The following is a 21,733-nucleotide window of genomic DNA, read 5'->3' on the forward strand; positions in this document are numbered from 1 at the left end:
CTCAAAGCTCCCTCACTTGGCGGCCAAACAGCCCCTGCGGCCTCACGACCAGGACGGCGATCATGATCACGAAGATCAGCCCCTCGGTGAACAGCGGGAAGCCGATACTTCCGAACGATCGCACCAATCCGATCATCAGTGCTGCTACGAGCGCGCCAGCGATTGACCCCATGCCGCCGATCACGGTCACGATGAACGACTCGATCAGAATGGCGAATCCCATTCCGGCGGTCATTGAGCGCACGGGTGCAGCCAGAGCTCCTGCGGAGCCGGCAAGCATTGCGCCGAGGGCAAATAGGGATGCGTATACGAGCTGGGTGTTGATGCCCAGCGCCGCTACCATGCCGGGCTTGTCTGCCAACGCTCGCACGATCTTTCCGTAGCGCGTCTTTTGCATCAGGAGCGCGATGCCGATCGCGATCGCCAAGGCGATGCCGACCAGGAAGAGATAGAAGGGAGGTATGACGCCGCCGAATAGCAAGATGGGCGCGCGCTTGAAAGCACTTGGCATTCCCATTGAGAGAAATTCGTCGCCCCAGACGATGCCAACAAGATCGTCGAAGATCAGAATGAAGGCGTAACACACAAGGATCTGGAGCAGCACATCGGCGTGATAGATCCGGCGCACGACCGACGTCTCCAGGGCGGCGCCCAGGGCTCCGACGCCCGCGGCCCCTGCTATCACCGCGGCCGTGTAGCTTCCCGTCGCCGCATACGCCGCGTAAGCGAAGTACGCGCCGAGCATGTAGAACGAGCCGTGCATGAAGTTGACGAAGCCGAGCACGCCAAAGATCAGGGTCAGCCCCGCCGCAACCAAGAAGAGAAGAAATCCGGAAATGAGGCCTGCAGCGACTTGCGTAACGATACAAGACGACGTTGCGGCGCAGATTCCGAGCGCAGATAGATCCACGGCGCGGGCTCCTGAGTTTATCAATGTTTGCTGCTACGGTTAGGAACCCGCCTTCAGCCGAAGCCCACACGCCGCTTCCAATCAGTCTCAAGCCGAAGCACTTCCGACCAGTCCGCAGGTTGAACATCAACGAGATACGGATCATTGGGGACGATTCGGCCCCATCCCAGGGCGTAGTCGACGATCGTCTGATCTTCGGATCGCATGACGGTCTTGCCGTCTCTCATGCCGACTGGTGCGGCCACCTGCATTCCCTTGATCGCCTCCGCAAGCTTGGCCGGCTCAGCGCTATTCGTTCGTCGGATCGCGTCGATCACGAACCGCGCACCTACACACGCCTCCCAGGACCAGTTGGTTGGTTTTGAGCCGAACCGCTTGTTGTAGGCCTCGGACCAGCTGGCATTCTCGGATCGGGAGGGAAATACACTCACGTACCGATTGGACGAGAACGCGCCGGCCGCTGGCAACTGTTTGACCGACATGAGCGTCGTGTAGTCGGCCAGGTGAATTGCGAAGACACGAACGTTGTCGAAGAGACCGAACAAGTTCCCCTGATCGATGAAAGACACCAGGTCGCCACCCCACAGTCCACAGAAGAGCGCTTGAGGCCGGGACTGAAGGATCTTGGTGATGCTGTCCGTGTAATCCGGCTGGAAAAGCTTTGGCCAGGATTCTGCAACAAGCTCCACCTTCGCTCCATTGGACTCCACATAGCCCATGAATTCCGGCGTCGCCTCCCGCCCATAAGCGTAATCGGCGGCGATCGTCGCCCATCGCGTCAGGCCTTGTTCCTTGGCGATCTTCGCAGCAAATGCCCCACCCACGATCGAGTCGTGGAGAGCCTGGCGCGCACTCCGAAACGAATTCCAACTCCGCAGCTTGGCGTCGGCAGTGAGCTGAGTCGTCTCGGAGATGACGTGCATCAGGAGAGCCCTGGACGACCTTGCAACCTCATGCGCCGCGAATGCGGAGCCAGATGCTTCGCCACAGAAGATAATGTCGCAACCTTCGGACTCGATAAGCTCGCGCGTGAGGCGGGCCGCATCCTCCGGCTTCCCCTTTGAGTCCCGATCCACCAGTTCGATCGTCCGCCCCCCGACCCCGCCAGCGGCATTGAAGGCTTCGAACTCAAGGAGCAGTCCGTTCTTCGTCGTGATGCCGAGTTGCGCGACACGCCCCGAGAAAATCGAAGTCAAACCGACCTTGATCGGACGCGATTCCGCGTGCGCCTGCCTGAAGACGCCGGGCGCGAGACCGCTCATACCAACAGAGACACCAGCCGCGATTACAGAGCGGCGAGATACAGAACCGTTCATCGTTAGCCCTCTGGTCTCCCTTGACAGCAGCGATCATCGGCACGGCCAATGGCCGGCCGGGCATCGCTGGTTGTCGCTTGTTAATTTTCTGCGCCGATCTTGGATTTCGGCGTTGCCGTCCCGCTGTGCAGAACAGCCGCGTTATTAGGCGCGATGAGGCGCCCGATAAACACGACCGGGATGAGATCACCTCAAAGTATTTCTTGGGAATGTGACCTGCGGTCGGACGTGACGCCTGTTCTCCGGACACGCCTCAGAGCAACGAATGCCTTCTCATTTTCGACCGGAGGCGGGCACTCACCTCGGGGCGAACGCTCTACTTCCTCGTCCTGCTCGACGCGCCGAAACCATTGGATGCCCGGATGGGCACTCACCTTCCGAAACGAACAACCGGGTGCAATGGATTTACCTCGCGTCCACTTCGCGCAGCAGAGAACTGGCTTTGTTTCGCTGCCTCGGACCGAAACGCTCGATCATGAACTCGACAAAGGTTCGCACCTTGGGAGAGATACGCCGATCCGGTGGGTAGACGACGTGGAGTGGCCTTGAGGGGAGTTCATACTGCGTCAAGATCTGGATCAAGCGGCCTGCATCGATCTCTTCTTGTAGCAAAACGATCGGGAGCATCACGATCCCCATGCCGGCCACTGCGGCGCGGCGGATCGCTTGGGCGCTGTCGACCCTGACGCGCCCTTTCACGTCGATCGTAATTGGATCGCCTCCCGCCTCCTTCAAGCGCCACTTCACTCCGGCGTCATGCCATTCCGAACTCGGCGAGTATGCGAAGGCGAGACACTCATGTTCCTTGAGATCAGCCGCTACTCTTGGCATCTCCCGTTGCGCAAGATACTCCGGCGCGGCACAAATGGTCATTCGATAAGGAGCGAGCGGGCGCGCGATCAGGCCCGAATCTGCCAGCGTGCCGAGGCGAATCGCGACTTCAAAACCATTCTCCACCATATCGACCATTGCATCCGAGAGAACGACGTCGACATCCACCGAAGGAAATCGATCGAGATACTCCTTCATTGCGGGAAGCAGGCATTCCGTTCCGAAAGTCGCCGGAGCCGTGATCCGCAGGCGTCCTCTGGGTGTACCGAGCGTGTCGAGTGCCATCGTCTCAAGATCCGCGACCGAGCCCAAAATTTCCAGGCAACGCTCGTAGTAGGCAGTGCCGAACTCTGTGAGATGCTGACGTCGCGTCGTTCGTTGGAGAAGAGTGACCCCCAGCCTCTTCTCAAGAGCTTGAACGTAATTGCCTACCATGGTCGCCGACATGTCACATCGGGTTGCCGCGGCAGTCAGGCTGCCGGTATCGACAACTCGAACGAATACTTCCATCGCACGAAGGACATCCATTGCAAAGCCAGACTTTGAGATGACTGAAATGCGGACCAGTTTATCAAGTAGGTCGCTGCAATCCATCACTATTTGCTCGGGAAAAGCCGGGAGACAACATCACGGCTGGGAACTGGAGCTCGTGGACGAGCGGCCTTGAAGATTAGGCGGCCACCTCGTGACCGGGGGCCTGCATCTGCATTGTGCGAATGCACGCGGAGAAAGCCGCCCGCCCGGGCTAGCAGGCCGGCTGTCCCAATCAACGAAATGCCACGCATCGAACAGCGTCAGGACGTCTCAACGACGCGCGTGCACGGATCTGGCCGGAGCAATAGCGATCTGGGAAAAACGTCCGTGACCACCTGCTTCAGCGGCAAGGCGTTTCACAGCGGCCATTCCTTAGACATGAGCCCTGTTGAAGAACGAGGCCCGTTCGCTAAGCGCGTTCAAAAATGGCGGCGATGCCCTGCCCACCGCCGATGCACATTGTCTCCAGTCCGTAACGGCCCTTCCGCCGTCGCAGTTCATGCATAAGGTTGGCGAGAATGCGTCCTCCGGTCGCTCCAATCGGATGACCGAGCGAGATACCCGAGCCATTGACGTTAAGCTTTTCGTGACGCTCATCTCTATCTGTCCAGCCCCACCCCTTGAGAACGGCCAGCACCTGTGGAGCGAAGGCTTCGTTCAGCTCAATAAGGTCGATATCGTCCCATCTGGAGCCAACACGCGAGAACAATCTATCGACCGCGGGCACTGGGCCTATCCCCATGCGCGACGGGTCGCACCCAGCGGCTGCCCACCCAACAAACCAGCCTATCGGTTCCAGGTTTAGCTCTGCGAGCTTATCTTCTGCGACCACCAGGCAAGCCGCCGCTGCGTCGTTCTGCTGGCTAGCGTTGCCCGCGGTCACCACTCCGTCCTTCTCGATAGGCTTGAGGGTCCCCAACGAATCCACCGAGGTATCCGATCGGTATCCCTCGTCGTGCGCGAACACTTTAGGATCGCCCTTCCTCTGCGGGACAGCAACTGGCACCAGCTCATCGGCAAACTTGCCTTCCCTCCACGCCGCTGCAGCGCGCTGATGGCTACGAGCTGCAAACTCGTCGCAGGCCCGGCGAGAGATGCTGTAATCGCGCGCCAAATTCTCGGCTGTTTCGATCATCCCCGAGATGACGCCGAATCTCGAGATTGGCTGGCTCATCACGCGCCCACGCGTCAATCGATCATGCAAAGTGACCGAACCAGAACGCGCGCCACCTCGCATGTCGGTGGTATAGTACTCTACGTTGCTCATGCTTTCGACGCCGCCCGCGATAACAACGTCAGCGGCACCCGTCTGCACCATCATCGACGCATCAATGACTGCCTGCAAGCCAGAGCCGCAGCGGCGATCTAATTGGTAGCCGGATATCGTGATCGGGAGACCCGCAGCCAGCGCCGACCAACGCGCTATGCACGGCGCTTCGCCACTGCCATATCCCTGCGCAAACACGATGTCATCGATCCTGTCCGGATCGATGCCAGACCGGTCTACCATCGCCCGGAGAATGACAGCCCCGAGCTCGCCTGCCGTCAGCGTCGATAGAGCCCCCTGAAATTTTCCAACTGCCGTGCGCAATGGCTGGACGATGGCCGCCCGCCGCAACGATCTGTAAGTAGGCACTATCCTGTTTCCTTTTGAATATCCGATGGCACGGCCCCTATTGCAGTGCTGCACTCCGGGAGGGAAATCCCTTAGTTGGTCCGTCAAGGCGAATAAACACAAGCCGGCTTGGATCAATTCGAAGAATGACTTCGGAATGTCCCATGCTGAGAGCTTATTGCGTCGACATCAGACCGGCGCCCGCATGCCATGGAAGATCGCGCCGTCCTCCCCCCAACAGAAGGCTGTCCCGATTGGCATGCTAAGATTTTGGATCGCTGCGCCAGCGCGACGTGAACGTCCCGCGCACGTTTCAGATATTGAGCGAGGCTCGTAAGAATTCGAGGATCTCCGCGCCGGGCTATTTCAGCTTGCCCTTTTGTCCCGGGCCGGGGTGAGGAACGCATGCCTCGCACCTTCAGTGAGCCGAAGGCTTAGCACCTCGATTGGGTCATGGCGCGCTCGGAGGGCAGACTCATTTGCCGTGATTTCAATGAGTTACAGCGGCGGTGCATTTCGCGCGCAAGAGTGCGTTTGGCCGAACCGCTGAAGAAAACCCCTGCCCTATACCAGGTCAGACTGGTCCCACCGCTCATAACGGTCTGGTTGCAGGTTCGAGTCCTGCCGGGCCCACCAACGAGATCAATAGCTTACTCTGTTCTCGTCGTACGTAGCGTGACGACCGCACCAGGAACCGCACCAGATTCGTGCACTTTTCGTTCGTGGGTCACTCGCGCTCCGCCCGCTATTGGCCAAACCGAGAGAAGGAGCGAGTTAAATGCTGACGATCGCTCCCCGCTTCATCGCCGCGAAGAACCTCAAATCGGCAAGGCGGGGGTTTCTAACACCGCGCTGTTGGCTTGCGGTAATCGCACGTGGACCCGGCAGTTACGACACGCAGTCGCCAAGACCCTTCACCCTCCGAACCCCGTTTAGGATCTACTCATGGGACGTGGCCACAGGCCTCCTTCGGACCAGGATTCAGACTCTTCTGGGGACATTGGATCGGCTCCGCCGCCGGTCTTTGCAGAATCGGAATTAAGCCACCGGTGCAACTCAAGCCTGCCAATCTGGTTGCGGTGGACTTCGTCGGGGCCATCGGCCAGTCGCAGCAAGCGCGTCGTCGCGAGCGCGGCCGACAGGAAATGGTCGTTGTTGGTTCCACCGCCACCGAATGCCTGTATCGCCCAGTCAACAATCGTCTGCGCCATATTCGGCGCGACGACCTTGATCATCGCGATTTCCTGCCGCGCTGCCTTGTTGCCGACGGTGTCCATCATATAGGCCGCCCTGAGAGTCAGCAGTCTCGCCTGCTCGATCTTCATGCGCGCTTCGGCCACGCGCTCAAGCGTCACCGTTTGCTCGGCGAGAGGCTTGCCGAACGCGACACGTTTCAGCGCCCGCCGGCACATGCGCTCTAGCACCCGCTCGGACAGGCCAATCAACCGCATGCAATGATGGATGCGTCCAGGCCCGAGCCGACCTTGCGCGATCTCGAATCCGCGTCCCTCGCCAAGCAGCATATTGGCGGCCGGCACGCGTACATTGGTGAACATCACCTCGGATGCGCGATCCGGCACGCCGTAAAATCCGAGCACCGGCAGCGAGCGGACGACACGCACTCCGGGCGTCTCTTTCGGCACCAGGATCATCGATTGACGCTTGTGACGGTCCGGATGCTCAGGGGCGGTCTGCCCCATGAAGATGATGATCTTGCATCGCGGATCGGTGGCACCGGTCGTGTACCATTTGCGACCGTTGATCACGTAATCATCGCCGTCGCGCACGATCGAACTGGCCACATTGGTCGCGTCGGATGAGGCAACGTCGGGCTCCGTCATCGCAAACGAGGAGCGAATCTCACCGGCGAGCAGCGGCTTCAGCCAGCGTTCCTTCTGCACCTCCGTGCCGTAGCGCAGGATCGTCTCCATGTTGCCGGTGTCCGGCGCACTGCAATTGAACACTTCAGGAGCAAGGTGCGAACGTCCCATGATCTCGCATAGCGGCGCATACTCAAGGTTCGTCAGCCCGTCCTCGTGAGCAGGCAGAAACAGGTTCCACAAGCCGGCCTGTTGTGCGAGCGGCTTCAGTTCCTCGACAACCGGATGCACAGCCCAGGGCCCGAGCCGCTCCGCCTCCTGATAGTATCGGCGCTCACTTGGGTAGATGTGCTCCATCATGAAGCGCTGGATGCGCTCGGCCAGTTCCCGGCTGCGTTCGCTTTGAGTGATGTCCACGTGAATACTCCTTACTAGCTGCGCAAGCCGTCCCTGAGCGTGTTTCGCGTGATCTTCCCGGATTCCGTCTTCGGCAAATCCACCACCACGCGAATGTCGGCGGGGCATTTGTAGGCCGCCAGCCGCTCGCGGCAAAACCGCGTCAGCGCGGCGACGTCGATCGTGGCACCCGGTTGCGCGGAGACGAAGGCCAAGACCGTCTCGCCGCGATACGGATCGGCAGCGCCGACAACGGCGGCCTCGCGCACCCCCGGAAAGCCGTAGATCACGTCTTCCACTTCGCGCGGCCAGACCTTGAATCCGGAAGCGGAGATCATGTCCTTCTTGCGATCCACGAGGTAGAACCAGCCGCTCTCGTCAAAGAAGCCGATATCGCCGCTATGCAGCCAGCCGTTCGTCAGCACCTCATCGGTTTCCGCCGGCTTTCGCCAGTAGCCGGCCATCACGCCAGAGCCGTGCACAACCACCTCGCCATGCTCGCCCGGTCCGAGCGGGCGGCGATCGTCGTCAACAATGATCGCATCGACGCCCGGCGTCGGCTTGCCGATCGACAGCGCGCCCGACTCGGGATCGACGGGAATCTGACCTTCATTGGGCGCAAGGTGACTTGCAGACGTCAATTCGGTCATTCCATAGGAACTGCGGATAGCCCGTCCAAACCGTTTCGCAAAGGCATCGATGACCGAGGGAGCAATGGGCGCGCCGCCCGAATAGATATGTACGAAGCTGTCGAAATGGCGGCTGGTCGCGTCGGCCTGATTCATGAGCGCGATGTATACGGTGATCGCACCGACGATGAATGTCGGCCGCCATTCAAGGAAGGCATCGAGCGCGACCCGCGGCTGGAAACGATAGGTCAGTACCATCGCCGCGCGTGCACCGAAGGCGGCAACCATCTGAATTTCGAAGCCGGTGATATGGAACAGCGGCGCGACACAGAAAATGCGCGACGTGTCGTTCAGTTCGAAATGATCGCGGCAGATCTGCGCGGTCGCCACCAGATTGCGATGCGTAAGCATGGCGCCTTTGGGAAGGCCCGTGGTTCCCGACGTGTACAGCAGCAGGCCGACGTCGTCGGATGTCAAACCCGGCAGCGGCGCTGCGGGTGCATCTCCGGCGAAAATCGTCGCCAGCGCATGAGCCGGCGGCGCCGCGCCCGGTTCAGGCAGCACGCGGACATCGTTACGCGTCTGGAATTCACGAGCGCTGGTCCAGAGCACCAGTTCAGGATCGACAAAATTGGCCGCGGGGAAAACATTGTCCCATTGATCATCGTGGCAGATCACCACCTTCGGTTCGCAGTCCGCAAACAGTTTCCGAAGCTCCGGCGTTCGGTACATCGGGTTGAGGCTGACAACGATGGCCCCGACCTTCCAGGCCGCAACGCTGGCGATGACGGTTTGCGGCACATTCTGAAGAATGACGGCGACCCGGTCGCCGCGCCCGACCCGCTTGCGCGCGAACAGGCCGGCGAGTTGATCGCTGAAGCGGTCTATATCGGCATAGGTCAGCGCCGCATCGAAATAGAAGACCGCCGACGCCTCGCCCGGCGCGGCACGAAATAGATCGAGCGCCGTCAGCCTTCCGGGATCGGGAGGAGCCACAGGCGTTTCCCCGAGCCGCCTGCGCAGCCGACCTGCGGCTTCCTCATAGGCGCGCACGCGCGACGCGGAATCCGAGCCGGCGGTCATTGCCTCTTGCCATCGCTGTCGTAACGATACCAGCCGCATCCGTCCTTGCGCTCATTGTGACCCGCGGCCACCTCCGAGCCCATCATCCCGGCGCCGACAACGCCGATCTTCTCGAATTCACTCATTGGTACTCTTTCCTCGATAGACCGAGCCGAGACGCACGCGCGGCAACGCGACGCGGCTCGCGATGGGCGGTTGGGCCGCCCCCCTCTCTTTCGCTTGAATGACGACGCGCGTCCGCCGAATGTGGAGGCGCACCAACACCTGCGCCGCGTCGACGTCGCGCGCCCGGATCGCGTCCATGATCAGAACGTGCTGGGGATCGGAGAACGGAAAGCCATCCTTGGCGTAGGTCTCGCTCACAAACTGCCGCCGAAAGTGCTGCGTGCTGTTCCAGAAGCGTTCGACCATCGCCAGCAATTGCGGCATCCGCGCGCGCGAATAGGTCCGCAGATGAAACTCCCGATCAAGCTGGATGTATTCTTCGAGCGTCGTTACCTGCTCGAGCTCGCGCACAATGCGGTCAAGCGTCTCGATATCCTCGTCGGTCAGGTTGGGAACGCTTTCGCCGATCGCGAGCGGCTCGACCGCTTCGCGGATCTTGTAGATCTCGACCGATTCCTCCGAATTGACGTCGGCAATCCAAGCGCCACGGTTCGGCGCCATCACGACCAGCCCCTCGTTCTCGAGCTGCTTCAGCGCCTCGCGCACGGGAATGCGGCTCGCTCCGAAGTGAGCCGCAAGAAGTTCCTGCCGAATCCGCGTGCCAGGCCGCATCTCGCCGCTCAGGACCGCACTGCGAATCTCGCTTGCGATCCGCTCGCTCATCAGGCGGCCGGCATCCGGATCGTCTTCATTGGCGTCCCGCGCCACGTCCTTCCAATGAGGAGGTCGCTGATAGGCACTCATGAAAGGCCTCCTGATCAGTGAATGGCCGCGTACATGATTTTGTCCTCGGTCGCATCAGCACGTGCCATTTCCTCAACGATTCGCCCGCCACGCGCGACCAGGATCCGATCCGAGATAGCCAAGATCTCCGGCAGATAGGAAGATATCACCACGACCGCCTTGTTCTCCCGGGCCAGCTTGCGAATGGCCTGATGGATTTGCGGGATGGCGCTGACGTCGACACCGCGCGTCGGCTCGTCAAAAATGACCACCGTCGGTTCCTGGGCCAGAGACTTTGCCACCACGACCTTCTGCTGGTTGCCGCCGGAATATTCCACGATCTTCAGCGTTCGCTTTAACGCCGAGATCGAAAGCGCCGAGATCCATCGATCGGCAATCCGCTTCATCTCGCGCGTAGAATAAAGGAACCGCTTGATACGTGGCGACGACAGATAGCCAAGATAGATATTCTGATCCACCGTCATCGTCTCAAAGAACCCGTCGACCTTGCGGTCCTCGGTAATATAGGCGATTCCATCGCGCACCGCCTGCCGTGGCACCCGGTAGCGGACCGGCTTGTCCCGCAGATAGATCATCCCGCCGCGCAGGAAGTTGCGCTTGCGCGCGCCGCTGACGATTTGCGCGATCTCGGACCGTCCCGCTCCGACCAGCCCGAAAATACCGACGACTTCTCCGTTGAACACCGAAAACGACATGTTCTTGACGATGCTCCCCATCGTCACGTTCTCGACCGAAAGCACCTTCTCGCCGGGAGGTGAATGGGGCTTCGGCGCATCGGGATCAGCGCCGTGGGTCGCGTACTGCGCTGCGGTTTCCTCGCGGCCGACCATCATCCGCACCAGCGAGTCCCGGGTGACGTCCTTCGCCGGCACGGTGGCAACCAGCTTGCCATCCCGGAGCACGGTGATGCGATCGGCGATGTTCAGTGCCTCTTCCAGCGCGTGCGAGATGAAGATGATCCCCGCGCCCTTCTCTTTCAGGGTATTGAGAAGATGAAACAGATGCTGCGTTTCTTCGGGCGTGAGCGATGCGGTCGGCTCGTCGAAGATGAAGACCTGGGCGTTGTGGCGGACAGCCCGCACGATCTCGACCATCTGCCGCTTGGCCGTTCCGAGGTTCTCCACCAGCACCAGCGGATCAACGTTGAAGTTCATCGATTGCAGCGACTGGGTCGCAGCGATGTTGATCTTGCTGTAGACCGTAACCCACTTCTCCATGCCGAGTTCGAGATTCTGCGCCACGGTCATCGAGGGCACCAGACTCGATTCCTGGTAGACCATCGCGACACCGCCCTCGAGCGCATCCTTTGGCGATGCGAACGAGACCTTGCGGCCCTGGATCATATAGTCGCCGGAGGTCAGCACGATCGCACCGGCAATCGCCTTGCAGAGCGTCGATTTTCCCGCGCCGTTCTCACCTAGCAATGCGTGGATTTCGCCCGGCCGCAGATCGAAGTTGACGCCATCGATCGCGTGCAGGCCGCCATAGACTTTGCTGCCCTTGACCACCTGGAGCAGCGGGATTTCCGTCTGTTGTTGCGCCGGCATGGTGTTCATCCTTCTTCCGCGCCGCGACCGGCCGGCAGTTCGACGAGGCAATCGCGTCCCTTGGACACTGCCAGCACGCGCGAGCCGATCGGGCGGACGGTCGTGACGCCGTGGACACGGCCATCAACCCGGCTGTGCAACGTCTCTACCGCAAGTCCCCTGGTGTCGAGCCGGGCGACTAGGCCATACGAGCGCGGCGGTGCCCACGGCTTCTGGATGCCGAGCTTCTTGATACGCCCGATCTGAGTCGGCTCCCGCGGATTAAGACGACCGTCCAGCACCGGCCCGATCCAGAGCTCGGACGGCACCGTCCGCATCATCTCATCGCAGAACGCCCGTTCGCGCAGGACGAATTCGGTCAATTGCGTGCGGAGCGCGAGGAAAGCCATCCAGACCTCTCCGTTCGGGCCGCAGCCGAGACGCGCCGGATAGCCGGTATAATTCTTGACGATCACGCGCCTGCCTTCGCCTGCGCGCGAAAAAGCGCTCAAGCGGTGAGCCCAGGACTCGGCGACCCACACCTCGCCGCCGTCGGGAGACACGGCCACGCCGAGTGGCCAGGCGAGCTTGTCCGCGCGCACGCTCACATTACCGAGCGAGGGATTGCACGCAATGAGACGACCCGACGGGGCTCGGTTTTCCATCAGGTCGGCGAGCCATAGGTCAGGTCTGTTGTTGCGCGAGCCGTCGGTCAAATAGATCGCGCCGTCGGGCGCGACCGTCACCGATAATGGACAGGCGATCTTCTCTCCACCGACACTTTCGAGCTTGCCGGTGATCTCTCCAGCTGGGGAGAGCGCCACCAAACCCACGCCGGAGACGCATGCGAGCAACCTGCCGACCGGCGTGCAGGCAAGGCCGCCGACCGGACCGTCGAGCGTTGCGAATACCGTGCGCTTGTTGAAATCGTCCCCGGTGCAACGCAGGATGCGGTTGCCGGTCGAGACGTAGAGCGCGCCGTCCTGCCCGAGCACAATGTCGTCCGGTCGTTCGATCTCGTCGCCGAGCTGGCGGGCCTGATCGAGCCGCTGGTTCGGAGAGAACGCGCCGTCGAGCACGGGAATGACATGAAGCTCGCGGTTCGGAAACAACACGCGGTCGATGATATCGCCGAGCAGAGACATGGCTTAGGCCCCTCCCCAATAGGACTTGTGCGCTTCCCAGGTCGGATCAGCGTCCTGCAGGTGGACACGGCCGATGCGGTTGTTCTCGAGACCGCCGATATAGAGATAGCCCTTGTGCTCGCGGACCGATGTGATGGTCGGATGCGAAAGCCCACCTGGATCCCAGAGCGATTCCGTCACCACGCCATTGTCGTCGAACTTGACCACACAGCCGTAGTTGATGCCCGGGCACAGCCACTCGTCTGGCGGAATTTGCTTGACCATGCGGGTGCGGAAGACAGGGTTGCGCATCGCAAGGTCATAGACCGGCGTGCGCAGGCCGACGAAGGCAAGCCAATACTTGCCGTCGGAAGCGCGGTTGATGTTGTCGCAATAACCCGGAAGGTTGTCGATCAGGACTTCGCTGGTGCCTGCCTTCGGACCGGCGATCCAGTAGCGGTTGATCTGGCAGAGCCAGGTGCTCGCCCATAGCACAGACTGACCGTCATGCGAGATGCAGATCCCGTTGGGAAACGTCAGGTTCTTGAGAACAGTCCTGGTTGTTCCGGTTTTCGGATCGTGGCAGATCAGCCGCCCGTTGCCGCGTCCCTCAAAGCCGTCGAGCGCCCAGTCGGTCAGTTCGTAGCGGGTCGAGGCCTCACTGAAATAGATCCTGCCGTCGGGCGCAACGTCGAGATCATCAGCGAGATAGAGCCGCGAATCGTCCTTGAGGCGTGTCCGGGTGCGCGTGGTTCGGTCAGTGACCTTGAAGACCGAACGATCGGGCTTCACGCCGTAAACACCCATGCCCGCGATGCAGACAAGGAGGTTCTGATCTCGATCGAACGCCAGCCCAAGCGGCCGGCCGCCGATGCGCGCGAACTCCTCACGGACGGTATAGTCCGGTGCGAGAAAGCGGATGATCGAGCCGTTGCGGTTGACGGTGTAGAGATTGTCCCTGCGGTCGAGGATGATGTCTTCCGGGCCCTCGATCATGTTGAGGGCGATCGCTTCCGCGTTCTTCAGGCGGTCATTCTCCGCGAACGGAGTGCCGCTGCCACGCTCGACCGACGGTGGCGGCTCAAAATCAACCCAGCTCGGTGTGACGTATACCTTTTGCAGCACCTTGCCCTTGTTCTTGACCCACTTCACGTTGAAGCCCACCGCGAGCAGCAGGATGATGCCGATGATGGCGGTCGTCAGGTTGCCGGAGATGCCCAGCCGTACCATGCCGCTGGTGAGCATGAAGATGATCGCCGCGCCCATGACGGCGCGCGCGATGGTGCCGCGGCCGCCGGCCAGGCTGATGCCGCCGAGAACCACCGCGGCCAGCGCGTTGATCTCCCAGCCCACGCCGGTGTCGGTGCCCGAGCTGCTCTGCCGCGCGGCATAGAGAATCCCCGCCAGTGCCGAGATCGCCCCCGACATCACATAGGCCGAGAACAATACGCGCTTGACGTTGACACCGGCGTGGCGCGCCGCCTTGCGGCTCGACCCGACCGCCATGATGTGGACACCGGGCTTGATGCGGGTGAGAAAGAAGTGCGTTCCGACGGCGAGCAGGATCAACACCAGCATGTTGAAGGGAATGCCAAGAACCCTGCCGGATCCCATGAAATCCCAGGTACTGGAACCGCTGTCGATGCTTGCGAGTTCATTCGTGAACGCGACCGTCACCTTGTTGTAGGCGGCGCGGACGATGATGAGGACGACCAGCGTGGTCAGGAACGGGCGGGTCTTGCCGTAGGCGATCAAGCCGCCGTTGATCGCGCCCATCACCGCACCGAACAGCACGACAAGTACGAACGTCACCGGCAGCGGCAGCCCAATAATGAGATAAAGATAGAGCGCGAGGAAGTTCGACATCGCGAACACAGCGCCGACCGACAGATCGATGCCGCCTGACAGCACGGAAAACGCCATCGCGACCGCGACCATCCCCTGCTCCGCGAAATTCCGCATCAGCTCCTGAAGGCTGCCCGCCGTCAGGTAGCGCGGGATCATCACCGCGAATGCCAGGAAAACCGCGATCGTCAGTGTGAATGGAATGATCGGCTCCATCCACCGCTTTTCAAGCAGCTCGCCCAGGAACAACTGGGGCGAATGGCGATGCCAGGCTCGTTGCAGGCTTTTCATCAACAGACTCCAGCGGGTTCGGCGCGGACGGGGGCCGAACGGCGGGACGACGCAGGGAATGGGGATCGGCAATTCCGGCCTGCCCGCGCCGCAGTGGGCGCGGGCGCCGAAACGACTTACTTCGCGCCCTTCGGGATGCTGAAGCAGTACATGCGGTCGTCCTTCGACTTCACCCAGGCGGGGGTCGTGTAATAGGCGGTGTTCTTCGCACCCGGCTTGTCGCCGCTCTGCAAGAGCGCGATCACCGCATCGGCAATGGTCTGCCCCTGCACGTCAGCGCGATACGACAGGTTCGCGGAGAACGCGCCTTGCTCGAGGAGATCGCAATCCGCGGGTTGGCCGTCGCTGGCGACGAACACCTTCACCTTATCGCCCATGTTGGCCGCCTTGAGCGCCTGCGCCGCGCCTGCCGTCTGCGGTCCCCAGACGCTGAGGATGCCGCACAGCTTGGGATGCTGCTGCAACACGGTCGTCGTGATATCGCCGGCCTTGTTGGCGTCCCAGCTAGTCGGCTGCGACGACACGACCTTGATCGAGGGATCGGTCTTGAACACCTCCATCGCGCCGTTCTTCATGTCGAGCGAATAGGCCGCGGTCGCCTCGCCTTCGAGGATCGCGATTTCGCCTGAGCCCTTGCCGCCGCCGCACTGATTGATAACCTCGCGCGCGATCTTGGTGCCGAGATCCTTGGCATCGACGCCGACATAGGCGTCGGTCAGCGTATTCGACGCCATGTTGACCTGCACAACATAGATCCCCGCGTCCATCGCACGCTTCAGCTCCTTGGCAAGCAGCGTGACGTTCGGATTTTGCACCACGATCACGTCGGGCTTTTCATTGATGTAGTCGCTGACGGTCTGAAGCTGGACGTCGGACTTGAAATTTGCATCGCGCGTGACGAGCTTGATGCCGTAATCGTCGAAACGATCCTTCATCACGCGCGTCCATTCGGATTCCAGAACGCCCATCCAGACCGGCGACCAGGCGACCGTCTTGCCTTTGAGTGCCTTGTCGAATTTCTCGCGCAACTGGTCGCGCGGCCCGGCAGCCTGCGATGGCGCCGCCACTAGAGCGGCGGTCGCCACGATCGCCGCCAGTCCGATGCCGGCAAGCGCCTTCCTGTGCACCGATTTCGTCATGTCTATTCCTCCCCTTTTATGTCGGCCGACTGTTGCGGCCTGTTGATGGAAGCCGAGCGTCAATCACCCTGCTTCGACGTCTCCTCGTCGCGCGGATGCAGTCGGGAATCGAGCAGGATCGCGATCAGCAGCACGATTCCCTTGACGATGTTCTGGGTCTGCACGTCCATATCCATGATGGTCATGCCGTTCAGCAACACGCCGATCAGCAAGGTTCCGGCGATGACGCTCATCACGTTGCCGCGGCCGCCGACGAGGCTGACGCCGCCGAGAACGACAACCATGATGACGTCGAAAATGATGGTCGATTCCGCGACCTGGAGATGCATCAGCGCCGTCTGCGCGACCATCACGACGCCACCGATGTAGCCGATCGCAGCGCACAGCGCGTATTCGATCATGGTCAGCGGACGGGTGGGCAGTCCGGTCTGACGCGCGGCGTCGGGATTATCACCATGGGCATAGACGAAGCGCCCGATCACGGTGCGCGACAGAAAGAGATGCACGACGACCGCAGTGGCCGCGAAGATCAGGATCGAGATTGGGACGCCGCCCCAGACATTTCCGCCAAGCCGCAGGAATTCGTCGTGCCCCTTGGAAAGATATACGACATAGTGCTGCACTGCGGTGGTGCGTACGACCCCCAACACCGCAAGACTCGACGCCAGCGTCGTCAGCAGCGGCGGCATCTCGATCACCGAGATCAGAAACCCGTTCAGGAAGCCGATGGCGATCGCCATCACGAAGCCGATAAACAGCGCGACTGGCGTCGCATAACCCGAATTCATCAGAATTATCGCGATCGCAGTGGAGGCGGCGAAGGAGGCGACTTGCGACAGGTCGAGTCCGCGTCCAATCACAACGACCGCCATGCCGAGCGCGAGAATGCCGAGGATCGAAATGTTGCGCGCCAGCGCGAACAGATTGCCGAGCGTCAGGAAGCCATTCAGGAAGATCGAAAAAACGACGATCAGGGCCGCGCACATCGCCAAGACGGCCGTTGTCTGTGTCAATTTCGGCCCGCGCGCTCCCGAACTGCCGGTCACGGGATCCTCCCAGGTTAGTTTTTATTCTGGGAGGAAACTGAGCACAATGTATCCAAAAGTCAACGCCTGCATCCAAACATTGGGCGACGAGCTTCTTGCGAAGGAATAACGCGCTGTAGCAAAAGTAATAAGATAATATTTTCAGTTTATTACGCCAAGCAATCGCGATATTCGCAACATCTTCACGTGGCTCATTCCGGCAGTTGAGAGCCAAAATGGACGAATTGGATACATTCGATGTTAAGCCGAGCCGAGCGTGAGGCTGTCAAGCTGAGATGGATGTCGCCCCTCGGGGTGGCGCGGCGAGGTCGCCAGTCATGCGGGAATCTGTTGCACGTGATTATGGAACGCGCACCGCCGCTCAACACGCCACGAACGCGAATCTTGATAGCGACTTCCAAAGACGCATTGCGTCTACTTCGCGCCCGGTAACTGCGGCCGCAATTGCCAGGCGCTATTGGGTCCGACCTATCGACGGACGGAGCCCATCGGCACAGCTGGACGTCTGCTTGTGGTGCGCTCGGAGGGCGTTCGCATTTTCTGTGATTTCAATCGCTTATCCCTACGATGAAGAAGCAGAGGTTCATATCAACCTTGTAGGAGCCTTTCAGCTCCCATTGCCGACCCTTACGTCCCGAACGTAGTAAGCGATCGAAAAAATCAACAAAATCAATGAAGCTTGATCCTGATTGACCACCGTTATCGCTGTTTGTTCACGTCGGTGGTTGGCGTCTGATGCCGGGCTCGCAGAGTGAGTTGAGGGTCGTGGTCGACTTCCTGCTCAGACCGTCAACGGGGCCGCCTCGGTAGCCTCGGAAGTCGGCCAGGGTTGAATGGTAGTATGGGCGGAGCTGGCACCGGCAATCGGGATGCGTGTGATCATACCGGCTAAAACCGAGACGCTCCGACAAGGCGGTTGAAGGAGATGCCTGCTATCGCGCGGCTTCGCCATCCATTACGACGCGGCCGTTCTCAGGGACGCCCATCAAGCAAGGGGTAACCAGCGTTGTCCGCGCCGGGGCGGATCGACGTCGTGGCGCGAAAATCGCCGCAGGGAGCATGACTCCCGACGGCGTTTTCCAAGGGCAGCAAGCATTGAGGCCGGATTTGGACACGGAACTCACAGATGCAGGCGCACTAGCTTAGCCAGGCGGAAGGTAGCCGCCCGGTTTTAGATCCTTCACCATCGCAAGATTCTTATCGATGGCCGACAGCAGCTTGTCGAACGCATTTCCTGGAATACTGACTGGGCTCGACGGCTTGCCCCCCGAAACGGCTCCCAGCTCGTCGGCTGACAGTTCACGAATGCTCGTCAACTTCATTTGCTTTCCTCCTGTTGCCGGCGGCGACATTGCCACCTGGTGCAGGATGGATACGAACTCCAAGCGACGGCTGCTGTGACGTGCGTCACATGCGTAAAATCGACGCTGACCACTGGCGCTCATTTGGAGCCGCTCGTCTACCGAACGAATGATCGAGCCTCGCTTGCCACAAGCCGTGCGGATAAACGGGGGCAACTTGCATCAGAAACGACCTCGCCCATGTCCAGCAAACGCGACCAGACCGACGGCGTCATGACGAAGGGCCTATCCTATCGGTCCGATCAAACCTCCCTTTAGCGCACCAGACCTCCGCCTTCTTGCGCCACTTCAACGCTAGCTCGCGACGACCAAGAACCGTGACTTTAGTCACGCGAAAGAGGATCTCAGCTGTCATGCTCGCAACTCGATGAACGCGGTGTTCATCACAGCAAGGGAGTACGAATATGATCGACGAGTTGAATGACGCCGAACTCGGTCTCGTCAGCGGCGGTCTGCAGGACGGTTATCAGTTCTGCCCGAATGGACCGGCAGGAACCGGTGTGTATCCGTCGTATGTAAATTGCGATGGGCTTACAAATCGACAGGTTTACGGCGCCTTCTTCGACGGCTTCAACAAGACATCAGGCCAGCCGCCTATTTGAATGATGCGCCCGCCTTTGCTGAAGCCTTGGCGTGCGCTGCCGTGAATCAGCCTGATGAAATGGCCGTCTCGACAGTCTCGGTGCACGACCTGGTCCTTTTGTCGTCGCCAGCAGCCTCGGATCGGTGAACTGCAACCGGCAGCCTGGGCGCATCAGAGAATCCCGCCGGCCAAAACCAGCGGGCTTCTCACTACTATGGTCTCGGCAAGAGGCGTCCGCTGCGTCGTGAGATCCACCATCTTCGACGCTCCGGAGCTATTTTGCCTGATGCACCAGCAGCTCGGCAATCCGATCATCGGCGCGGCGGAGCCTCCGACAAAGTTCGCGACTGATATTTTGTATCACGAGGACATACGCGTGGATGTCTGCCTTACAATACATGTAGAGGCTTCGAGCCGTGAGCTCGTACAAGACGGTTTGGCTTTGCGCGGAGACCGTGGCCGATCGATTTTGCATTTCGATGAGCGTCATCTCGCCAAAAAAATCCCCGGCCTCAAGACCCGCCATCCGAATGGAGCGCCCCGAGTGCCCAAGCCTGCTCACGACGAGCTCGCCGGAATGAACGATAAACATTGAACGCCCCGGCTCTCCTTCCGCTACGATCGTGGCGCCAACGTCAAAGCGGCGCTCGACGAGCATTGAGATCAGCAGATCGAGGCTTGTATCTGACAGCCCTCCGAAGAAAGGCGTGGCGAGCAGGAAAGCTTTCAATTCGGGAGAGCTGACAGCCATCGCGCCACTATACTGCCGCTCCCAGCGGCAGCAAGCCCGGCGGTCCGAGTGAATACAGGGTCTGCTCGTTCAGGTGAGCTGGCGCCCCGCGTCTAGCCGACGCGATCGCGCCTGGGAGCTTCGCTGTGTCGGTTCGTGCGCGATCGGAGCCGGCATCGTTCGGAGTGCCGGCTCTGACGCGCACCTACTGGCCGATCACGCCGGAAACGGTCCGAACGGACCACCCGTAGGAAAGGTAGGTCCGGTGCCAGTCGGAAGCCATGGACCACGCCCGATCGTCGGAGAAACATAAATGGCCCCTCCATGACCGTCGGAAACCGGGATTCCGAAGCAACCGCCGGTCACGGATTCAAATTCCTCGTCCGACAGCGGACGGACCGTCTGATGCTCATTCTGGTATGCACTCATCAAAGTCTCCATCTGTCTAAGGTGAACGGATGATCGCTGTCATCCGGGTGCAGCTTGCCGCGTCAACGCGCACTGCGCCGTGATCTTGATCACACAGTTCATACAGGCGATGCAGACCCACACTTTCCACGGGAAATCGTCGACGATCTTGCTGATTGAGGCACGGCGCTGAAGGGAGCAGATCGGCATGCCGCGCTGCCACTAAAGGTAATGCGAGGTCCTCGTTTCCGAGACCTCGCATCCATTGACCCTTTCCGGTAGCCCAAGGCACGAACCCGTTCGAAGCTAGCTCCGAACGGGTCCACCCGGTGAGGTGGGAATGTGAAGTTGGCTCAAAAGCCAATTTATGAAATCGGAAACAGCCGAACCGCCGGCTCCGCCATTGCCGCGGCTTCCACCGCAGGCGGAATCGAGTTCGTCAACCGTCAACTCCCGAGGCTTCTGCATGGTACGCTCTCTCATCTGTTGGGCTTGTGCCGCTTGAGATCATGCTCGCCGCCAAAGCGAAACCCATGATGCGGACTCGCGCTGGATCTCGCTTTGGTCGGACGGTATGCTCAAAACAGCTGGCTGATGCAGTACCCGATCCCGCCGAGGAGACCGCCGCCAATGGCACCAGGTACGGCGCCGATGCCGCCAACTGCGGCGCCACCCATGCCGCCCGTCACTCCTCCGCCCAACAGCGACTTGGCGAAATCTCCCCAGCTCCATTTGCCGCCGGCCACCGCGTCGAGTTCGTCGATGGAAAGCTCGCGAGTCGCTGCATTGTCGTTGGTGCTACGCGTCATCTCAGTCCTCCTTGCTGTGTTCATGGTGCGGGACCACCCCGCAACCAGAGTCAGCATGTCTCAGCTGTCCGGAGGTCTCCGTGAGAATTGTCACTGAGCTGCACCATACCGCGATCAAGCCGGCTGATTTGAGCCGCGCGAGTTTCAAGGGTGAGGCGAACGTTGCAGCAGATCACCCGCATTCGGCGTCAGCAAACCCGTGGCGCCTTACAGGCGATCCCGAATGGAGTTCAGGATGCCGGTCGTTGTATCGATGACCCTCAATGCCTCCTGTGCTTTTCCGAACCCCACCGGATTTTTGTTGCATTGCTCGGACAACTGAACCAGCCGCTTTCTCTCGCTGGTCAGAATGACGTTGGTTTTATCGACCGCAAACTTGACGACACCTCGCAGCGAATTGTCGTCACCGACGTCGGTCAAATCCTTCTCCATCGTGATCAGATATTCGTAGCTGGCGAGTTCGTCGGAAATCTGCAGAAGCTCGCGGATCGTGGAGTTGACACAGACGATGTCCCCGTTCGGCACGTCCGAGCGCTTGGCGGTCTCGACGAGATCAGTCATCAGATTCGAAAACAACGGCTTCAAGCTTTCCGCCTGCTTGCGATCGCTCTCGGAAAGTACACCGGCCCGTGACACAGGGGACCATAGCAGACCCAGCGCTACACTCGTGACGAGCACGGCTTGCCGCGCGTGCGCTGCAAAAAACCGCGTTGCCCTGCCGCTCAGCGTGTGCATTCGAAGCTTGCCACCGATTTCGCGCCGGCCATTGTTGTGACCACGTCTGATCTATGCGAAGATGCCGGCATATTCATTCAATCAATTCAGTCC

Annotated in this window: 18 protein-coding genes; 1 reads left to right on the top strand and 17 read right to left on the bottom strand. The window is 60.4% G+C overall.

Features of this window, described 5'->3' with window-relative positions; translation table 11 throughout:
* Window position 1: 1 nt before the first annotated feature.
* From AKN84_RS14805 to AKN84_RS14870, 14 genes are all read right to left on the bottom strand, one after another.
* A complete protein-coding gene (locus tag AKN84_RS14805; protein ID WP_050421431.1) occupies window positions 2-910 on the bottom strand; it encodes a branched-chain amino acid ABC transporter permease in 909 nt (302 codons plus the stop codon).
* Window positions 911-963: 53 nt separating this feature from the next.
* Window positions 964-2,226 (bottom strand): ABC transporter substrate-binding protein, encoded by a 1,263-nt coding sequence (locus tag AKN84_RS14810; protein ID WP_128970817.1) that lies wholly within the window; start codon window positions 2,224-2,226, stop codon window positions 964-966.
* A 405-nt stretch (window positions 2,227-2,631) separates the two neighbouring features.
* A complete protein-coding gene (locus AKN84_RS14815) occupies window positions 2,632-3,651 on the bottom strand; it encodes a LysR family transcriptional regulator (RefSeq protein WP_202814692.1) in 1,020 nt (339 codons plus the stop codon).
* Window positions 3,652-4,000: 349 nt separating this feature from the next.
* Window positions 4,001-5,227 (bottom strand): acetyl-CoA C-acetyltransferase, encoded by a 1,227-nt coding sequence (locus AKN84_RS14820; RefSeq protein WP_244485113.1) that lies wholly within the window; start codon window positions 5,225-5,227, stop codon window positions 4,001-4,003.
* A gap of 911 nt (window positions 5,228-6,138) precedes the next feature.
* A complete protein-coding gene (locus AKN84_RS14830) occupies window positions 6,139-7,443 on the bottom strand; it encodes an acyl-CoA dehydrogenase family protein (protein WP_128970818.1) in 1,305 nt (434 codons plus the stop codon).
* Window positions 7,444-7,457: 14 nt separating this feature from the next.
* Window positions 7,458-9,134 (bottom strand): AMP-binding protein, encoded by a 1,677-nt coding sequence (locus tag AKN84_RS14835; protein WP_050421433.1) that lies wholly within the window; start codon window positions 9,132-9,134, stop codon window positions 7,458-7,460.
* Window positions 9,131-9,259: a hypothetical protein gene (locus tag AKN84_RS49970; protein ID WP_283805519.1), complete on the bottom strand. Its 129-nt coding sequence runs from the start codon at window positions 9,257-9,259 to the stop codon at window positions 9,131-9,133. Before AKN84_RS49970 ends, AKN84_RS14835 begins: the two co-directional genes overlap by 4 nt.
* On the bottom strand, window positions 9,252-10,043 hold the full coding sequence (locus AKN84_RS14840; RefSeq protein ID WP_347337337.1) for a GntR family transcriptional regulator: 792 nt from the start codon (window positions 10,041-10,043) through the stop codon (window positions 9,252-9,254). The genes AKN84_RS49970 and AKN84_RS14840 overlap by 8 nt, the downstream gene beginning before the upstream one ends.
* A 14-nt stretch (window positions 10,044-10,057) precedes the next feature.
* The gene (locus AKN84_RS14845) at window positions 10,058-11,599 is read right to left on the bottom strand and encodes a sugar ABC transporter ATP-binding protein (RefSeq protein WP_050421435.1); all 1,542 of its coding nucleotides are present in this window, start codon (window positions 11,597-11,599) and stop codon (window positions 10,058-10,060) included.
* The gene (locus AKN84_RS14850; protein ID WP_050421436.1) at window positions 11,596-12,714 is read right to left on the bottom strand and encodes an SMP-30/gluconolactonase/LRE family protein; all 1,119 of its coding nucleotides are present in this window, start codon (window positions 12,712-12,714) and stop codon (window positions 11,596-11,598) included. Before AKN84_RS14850 ends, AKN84_RS14845 begins: the two co-directional genes overlap by 4 nt.
* 3 nt (window positions 12,715-12,717) lie before the next feature.
* Window positions 12,718-14,829, bottom strand: a complete 2,112-nt coding sequence (locus AKN84_RS14855; RefSeq protein ID WP_050421437.1) for an ABC transporter permease — start codon at window positions 14,827-14,829, stop codon at window positions 12,718-12,720.
* 116 nt (window positions 14,830-14,945) lie between these two features.
* Window positions 14,946-15,968, bottom strand: a complete 1,023-nt coding sequence (locus AKN84_RS14860) for a sugar ABC transporter substrate-binding protein (RefSeq protein ID WP_050421438.1) — start codon at window positions 15,966-15,968, stop codon at window positions 14,946-14,948.
* A gap of 59 nt (window positions 15,969-16,027) precedes the next feature.
* On the bottom strand, window positions 16,028-16,981 hold the full coding sequence (locus AKN84_RS14865; RefSeq protein WP_244485114.1) for an ABC transporter permease: 954 nt from the start codon (window positions 16,979-16,981) through the stop codon (window positions 16,028-16,030).
* Between the two features lie 1,175 nt (window positions 16,982-18,156).
* The gene (locus AKN84_RS14870) at window positions 18,157-18,336 is read right to left on the bottom strand and encodes a hypothetical protein (RefSeq protein ID WP_128970819.1); all 180 of its coding nucleotides are present in this window, start codon (window positions 18,334-18,336) and stop codon (window positions 18,157-18,159) included.
* Between the two features lie 443 nt (window positions 18,337-18,779).
* On the opposite strand from AKN84_RS14870, the gene AKN84_RS14875 reads away from it, so the two are divergent.
* Window positions 18,780-18,977 (top strand): hypothetical protein, encoded by a 198-nt coding sequence (locus tag AKN84_RS14875; RefSeq protein WP_050421441.1) that lies wholly within the window; start codon window positions 18,780-18,782, stop codon window positions 18,975-18,977.
* A 255-nt stretch (window positions 18,978-19,232) separates the two neighbouring features.
* Here the strand turns inward: AKN84_RS14875 and AKN84_RS14880 are convergent, their stop codons facing one another.
* The 3 genes from AKN84_RS14880 to AKN84_RS14890 form a co-directional block, all read right to left on the bottom strand.
* Window positions 19,233-19,709, bottom strand: coding sequence for a Crp/Fnr family transcriptional regulator (locus AKN84_RS14880; protein WP_050421442.1), 477 nt, complete (start codon window positions 19,707-19,709; stop codon window positions 19,233-19,235).
* A gap of 965 nt (window positions 19,710-20,674) precedes the next feature.
* Window positions 20,675-20,905, bottom strand: a complete 231-nt coding sequence (locus AKN84_RS14885) for a Blp family class II bacteriocin (RefSeq protein ID WP_128970820.1) — start codon at window positions 20,903-20,905, stop codon at window positions 20,675-20,677.
* Between the two features lie 207 nt (window positions 20,906-21,112).
* Window positions 21,113-21,640 (bottom strand): hypothetical protein, encoded by a 528-nt coding sequence (locus AKN84_RS14890; protein ID WP_244485115.1) that lies wholly within the window; start codon window positions 21,638-21,640, stop codon window positions 21,113-21,115.
* Window positions 21,641-21,733 lie beyond the last annotated feature (93 nt).

This window comes from Bradyrhizobium tropiciagri, from assembly GCF_001189845.1.
GTDB classification, from domain to species: Bacteria; Pseudomonadota; Alphaproteobacteria; order Rhizobiales; family Xanthobacteraceae; genus Bradyrhizobium; species Bradyrhizobium tropiciagri.

Coding starts and splice junctions, on each gene's coding strand:
- AKN84_RS49970 (WP_283805519.1), bottom strand. CDS start 9,259: ATGAGTGAATTCGAGAAGATCGGCGTTGTCGGCGCCGGGATGATGGGC.
- AKN84_RS14845 (WP_050421435.1), bottom strand. CDS start 11,599: ATGAACACCATGCCGGCGCAACAACAGACGGAAATCCCGCTGCTCCAG.
- AKN84_RS14880 (WP_050421442.1), bottom strand. CDS start 19,709: ATGGCTGTCAGCTCTCCCGAATTGAAAGCTTTCCTGCTCGCCACGCCT.
- AKN84_RS14870 (WP_128970819.1), bottom strand. CDS start 18,336: ATGAAGTTGACGAGCATTCGTGAACTGTCAGCCGACGAGCTGGGAGCC.
- AKN84_RS14875 (WP_050421441.1), top strand. CDS start 18,780: ATGATCGACGAGTTGAATGACGCCGAACTCGGTCTCGTCAGCGGCGGT.
- AKN84_RS14855 (WP_050421437.1), bottom strand. CDS start 14,829: ATGAAAAGCCTGCAACGAGCCTGGCATCGCCATTCGCCCCAGTTGTTC.
- AKN84_RS14810 (WP_128970817.1), bottom strand. CDS start 2,226: ATGAACGGTTCTGTATCTCGCCGCTCTGTAATCGCGGCTGGTGTCTCT.
- AKN84_RS14890 (WP_244485115.1), bottom strand. CDS start 21,640: ATGCACACGCTGAGCGGCAGGGCAACGCGGTTTTTTGCAGCGCACGCG.
- AKN84_RS14850 (WP_050421436.1), bottom strand. CDS start 12,714: ATGTCTCTGCTCGGCGATATCATCGACCGCGTGTTGTTTCCGAACCGC.
- AKN84_RS14860 (WP_050421438.1), bottom strand. CDS start 15,968: ATGACGAAATCGGTGCACAGGAAGGCGCTTGCCGGCATCGGACTGGCG.
- AKN84_RS14885 (WP_128970820.1), bottom strand. CDS start 20,905: ATGACGCGTAGCACCAACGACAATGCAGCGACTCGCGAGCTTTCCATC.
- AKN84_RS14840 (WP_347337337.1), bottom strand. CDS start 10,043: ATGAGTGCCTATCAGCGACCTCCTCATTGGAAGGACGTGGCGCGGGAC.
- AKN84_RS14815 (WP_202814692.1), bottom strand. CDS start 3,651: ATGGATTGCAGCGACCTACTTGATAAACTGGTCCGCATTTCAGTCATC.
- AKN84_RS14835 (WP_050421433.1), bottom strand. CDS start 9,134: ATGACCGCCGGCTCGGATTCCGCGTCGCGCGTGCGCGCCTATGAGGAA.